This window comes from Sphingopyxis sp. (assembly GCF_036402335.1).
Lineage (GTDB): Bacteria > Pseudomonadota > Alphaproteobacteria > Sphingomonadales > Sphingomonadaceae > Sphingopyxis.
In genome coordinates, this window is record NZ_DASWTD010000509.1 from 1 (window position 1) to 4,133 (window position 4,133).

The following is a 4,133-nucleotide window of genomic DNA, read 5'->3' on the forward strand; positions in this document are numbered from 1 at the left end:
AACTCGGACGCGGCGTCCCGGTGACCGCGATCGCCTTCGATCTCGGGTATGAGAGCGCCAGTGCCTTTATCACGATGTTCAAGCGGAATACCGGCCAGACACCGGGATCGTGGCTCCCGGCCGGCGCGGCATCCATCAATAGACCAGTGGACGAGGATTGACCGAAACGCGGCATGATCTGACCGCCTCGCGAAGGCGGTGGGGGCCGGACGACGCTATCATCGTCTCACGAAATGCCGAGGGAGGCTGGAATGCAGCAGGTCGCTGAAAGGATCATGGTCACCGTCGTCGACGAAGGCGTGGCGCGCGAGGCGGTTCTCGATACCGGCCAGTCGCTGCTCGGCGCGCTGCAATCCTCGAATATCCCGATCGGTTCGGTCTGCGGCGGGCAGATGAGCTGCGGAACCTGCCACGTCTATCTTCCGGAGGGCGAGCCGAGCGATGCTCCGGCCGATCCCGACGAGACCGCGCTGCTCGAGGACGTACCGGGCTATCGGCCTGGCCGATCGCGCCTCGCCTGCCAGGTCGAACTCACCGCCGCGATGAACCACATGCGCGTCGAAATCGCGCCCGACGCCTGACTCAACCAAGGAGAACCACCATGCTTATCGACCTCACGCTCCCGCTTTCGGTGGCCGAGATCAGCGGCGGCGAGGACTATGTCCGCAAGATCGTCGACGCCGGCCACGCCGGCACCCATTTCGACGTCATGGACAAGGAATTTCCGCTCGAAAGTTTCCGGACCAATGGCAAGGTCGTCGATATCTCGCACATTCGCGATCGCGAGGTCGAGATCGCCGACATCGACGGCGTCGAGATCGGGGACGGCGATATCCTGATTTTCTACTCTGGCTGGGTCGACGAGATCGGTTACGATACGCGCCACGATTATGTCTACAAGAGCGCCGAGCTTTCGGATGCGCTCGTCGAACATGTCGTCGCCAAGGGGGTCAAGCTCATCGGCGTCGACGCGGCCGGCGTCCAGAAACCGAAAAAGCACGCGGCAGTCGATCAATATTGCGCTGACCGCGGCGTCTTCATCATCGAGAACCTCAACAATGTGAAGACGCTGCTCGGTCTCGACAAGCCCTTTACCGTGTACACGGCGCCTCTCAGCCGCACCGACCTCACCGGCCTTCCCTGCCGCGTACTCGCCGAGGTCGATTGAAGGCGTCGGCAGGGGCGTTCATTCGATGACGGGCTTCGATGTGGTGATCGTGGGCGCGGGCCATGGCGGCGCGCAGGTGGCGGTGATGCTGCGCACGCAGAAGTTCGAAGGCAGCATTGCGATCATCGGCGACGAACCCGAACTCCCCTACGAACGCCCGCCGTTGTCGAAGGAATATTTCGCAGGCGAGAAGGAGTTCGAACGCATCCAGCTCCGTCCTGCGAAATATTGGGACGAGCGCGAAGTGACGATGCTGCTCGGCACGCGCGTCGTGTCGGTCGATCCCGCGGCGCACAGCGTCACGACCGACAAGGGCGAGACGATCGGCTATGGCAAGCTCGTCTGGGCCACCGGCGGCAGCCCGCGTATGCTCCCGATCCCCGGCGGCGACCTTCCCGGCGTGCAGGGCGTGCGCACCCGCGCCGATGCCGATGCGATGAAGGCGGCGTCCGAAACAGCACGGCAGATCGTCGTGATCGGCGGCGGCTATATCGGGCTCGAGGCCGCGGCGGTGCTCACCAAGGCGGGCAAGAAGGTCGTGCTGCTCGAAGCGCTTGATCGCGTGCTCGCGCGCGTCGCGGGGACCGACCTGTCGCGTTTTTACGAGCGCGAGCATCGCGAGCGCGGCGTTGACCTCCGGCTCGGTGTCTGCGTCGATGCGATCGAGGGCGACACCCGGGTTACCGGAGTTCGTTTGTCGGACGGCGAGGTCATTCCCGCCGATCTCGTTATCGTCGGCATCGGTATCGTCCCCGCGGTCGAACCCCTCATCGCGGCCGGCGCGGAAGGTGGCAACGGCGTGCTCGTCGACCGGCTTTGCAAGACCAGCCTGCCCGACATCTACGCGATCGGCGACTGCGCGGCGCACGAGAATGACTTCGCCGAAGGCATCGTGATCCGCCTCGAATCGGTCCAGAACGCGAACGATCAGGCGAATGTCGTCGCCAAGGGCATCGTCGGCGATGAAGCGCCCTATCATGCGATCCCATGGTTCTGGTCGAACCAGTATGACCTCAAGCTCCAGACCGCGGGCCTGTCGGCCGGGCACGACCGGGCGGTGCTGCGCGGCGACCCCGCGACGCGCAGCTTCTCGGTCGTGTATCTGAAGGCGGGCAAGGTCATCGCGATCGACTGCGTCAATAGGGCCAAGGACTATGTCCAGGGCCGCATGATCGTCACCGCCGGGCTCCGTGCGACCGCCGAACAACTCGCCGAAACCGGAACACCTCTGAAAACATTGTTGCCGATCAGCGCCGTGAGCGTCCCGCGGCCGCAAGGTTAGAAGCTTCTCTTGCCATATACCCGCGCGATCGATTCCTTCGCGAGGGTAGCCCCAATTTCTGCCTCACGCCATTCCCGGCTCGGCGCATTCCTCTCATGCACGGTTCCGGACGGTCTGCGTTTGAACCCAGGCATTCGACGCGACCAATGGCGCGGCCGGCAGGCTCCGGATGCGCGTGGAGGCGCTAATTTCCGAGCGGCAGAACCATATGCACCGCGACCATCCCACCCTCGTGCTGCGTTTCCTTCTCGAACCGGTAGCCGAGGCGTTCGTAGAGTTCGATATTCTCGGTCATGAGCTTGTTCGTATAGAGCCGCGTGCCGCGCAGATTGGACGCCCGGGCCAATTGCTCGGCATGTCTCATCAGCGACGAACCCAGTCCCTTGCCTTGATGGCGGGGATCAATCGCGATATTGACGATCATCAATTCTCCGTTCGCGATGACGGTTTCGATCAGTCCGGCAAGCTCTCCGCTACGATACAGAAGGTCGAAGCGGTGCATTCCGATCGCCGCATCGTAGTCGGCCGTCATCGGCTTGGGTTTGCGGGGCGTAACGCCGACCCACTTGGCGTAGGCGCGCGCAACGAGGTTTCGTATCGCGTCGACCTCATCCGGTCCGGCACGCTCGATCACATCCGACGATAGCATGGAGGGTCAATAACCGATCGGGTCCCGCCCGCCCAGCACAACGTGCCGACAGCGCTCGAGAGCGTTCGGGGCCGTGGCGGACGATTGCCAAGCCCAGCAGACGCTCGCGGCGTGCCTGCCGCGCCACCCGGAAAGACGATAGGGGCCCGGCCTGCAATGAGGTTCGGCCGGCCTACTGCCGCAGGCATGTAGTTTTTCCAAGCGGCGCCAAGCCAACCAATGTCAGCTTTCGGGCAAGCCGCCCTGCTGCCCGAAAGTCTGCCATTGGGGAATCTCTATCCCGCCCTGTTCTCGCGCCGGGGAAACGGGACTGTGACGACCTTGGCTCCGTCGCGCAGCGTCTCGAGATGATCCGACCAAAATTGCATCATCTGTGCGCGCTCGTTCCAATATTCCCCGCGCGTGTAGGCGCGGCGCACGCCATTATTCTCCATATGCGCAAGTTGGCGTTCGATCGCGTCCGGGTTGAACCGGGCGGATTCGTTGAGCAGTGTCGCCGCCATGGCGCGAAAGCCATGGGCCGTCATCTCCTCGGGACCAAAGCCAAGCACCCGTAACGCGGCATTCACTGTATTCTCGGACATCGGTCGCCGCGTCGTTCGGAACGACGGAAAGCAGTATTTGCCGCTGCCCGTAAGGTCATACAGAGCCTCGAAATAGTCGATCACCTGCGAGGAGAGCGGCACGCGGTGAGGACGGCGCATCTTCATCTTGGCCGAAGGAATGTTCCAGACACAGCGGTCGAAATCGAACTCCGCCCATTCAGCCTGGCGCAGCTCGCCCGGCCGCACGAATAAATGCGCCGACAGGCGGAGCGCGAAAAGCGTGATCGCATGGCCGGTGTAAGCTTCGATGGCGCGCATCAGATCGCCTGCCCGCTTCTCGGTAGTGATGGCGGCCAAATGCTTGACCTTCGGTACTGTCAGTGCGCCGCGAAGATCGCTGGATGGATCGCGCTCAGCGCGGGCCGTCGCGATTGCATAGCGAAAGACGCGGCTCAGCACGCTTCGCATCCGGCGCGCGCTTTCGTAGCG

Annotated in this window: 6 protein-coding genes; 4 read left to right on the plus strand and 2 right to left on the minus strand. The window is 63.4% G+C overall.

Annotated features, from left to right (window positions below; translation table 11 throughout):
• The first annotated feature begins 20 nt into the window (after positions 1-20).
• The 4 genes from VGD20_RS16470 to VGD20_RS16485 all read left to right on the plus strand — a co-directional run bounded on the left by VGD20_RS16470 (position 21) and on the right by VGD20_RS16485 (position 2,450).
• Positions 21-161 (plus strand): helix-turn-helix domain-containing protein, encoded by a 141-nt coding sequence (locus VGD20_RS16470; RefSeq protein ID WP_331135485.1) that lies wholly within the window; start codon positions 21-23, stop codon positions 159-161.
• 90 nt (positions 162-251) lie between these two features.
• Complete coding sequence (locus tag VGD20_RS16475; protein WP_331135480.1) at positions 252-581, plus strand: 2Fe-2S iron-sulfur cluster-binding protein; 330 nt, start codon at positions 252-254, stop codon at positions 579-581.
• 20 nt (positions 582-601) lie between these two features.
• Positions 602-1,168 (plus strand): cyclase family protein, encoded by a 567-nt coding sequence (locus VGD20_RS16480; protein ID WP_331135481.1) that lies wholly within the window; start codon positions 602-604, stop codon positions 1,166-1,168.
• A 25-nt stretch (positions 1,169-1,193) separates the two neighbouring features.
• A complete protein-coding gene (locus VGD20_RS16485; protein ID WP_331135482.1) occupies positions 1,194-2,450 on the plus strand; it encodes an NAD(P)/FAD-dependent oxidoreductase in 1,257 nt (418 codons plus the stop codon).
• A 184-nt stretch (positions 2,451-2,634) separates the two neighbouring features.
• Here VGD20_RS16485 and VGD20_RS16490 read toward each other — a convergent pair whose 3' ends face one another.
• Together VGD20_RS16490 and VGD20_RS16495 are read right to left on the minus strand one after the other, a co-directional pair.
• The gene (locus tag VGD20_RS16490) at positions 2,635-3,084 is read right to left on the minus strand and encodes a GNAT family N-acetyltransferase (protein ID WP_331135483.1); all 450 of its coding nucleotides are present in this window, start codon (positions 3,082-3,084) and stop codon (positions 2,635-2,637) included.
• Positions 3,085-3,374: 290 nt separating this feature from the next.
• Positions 3,375-4,133 (minus strand): site-specific integrase (locus VGD20_RS16495; RefSeq protein WP_331135484.1); only part of this gene is annotated, 759 nt, incomplete at its 5' end.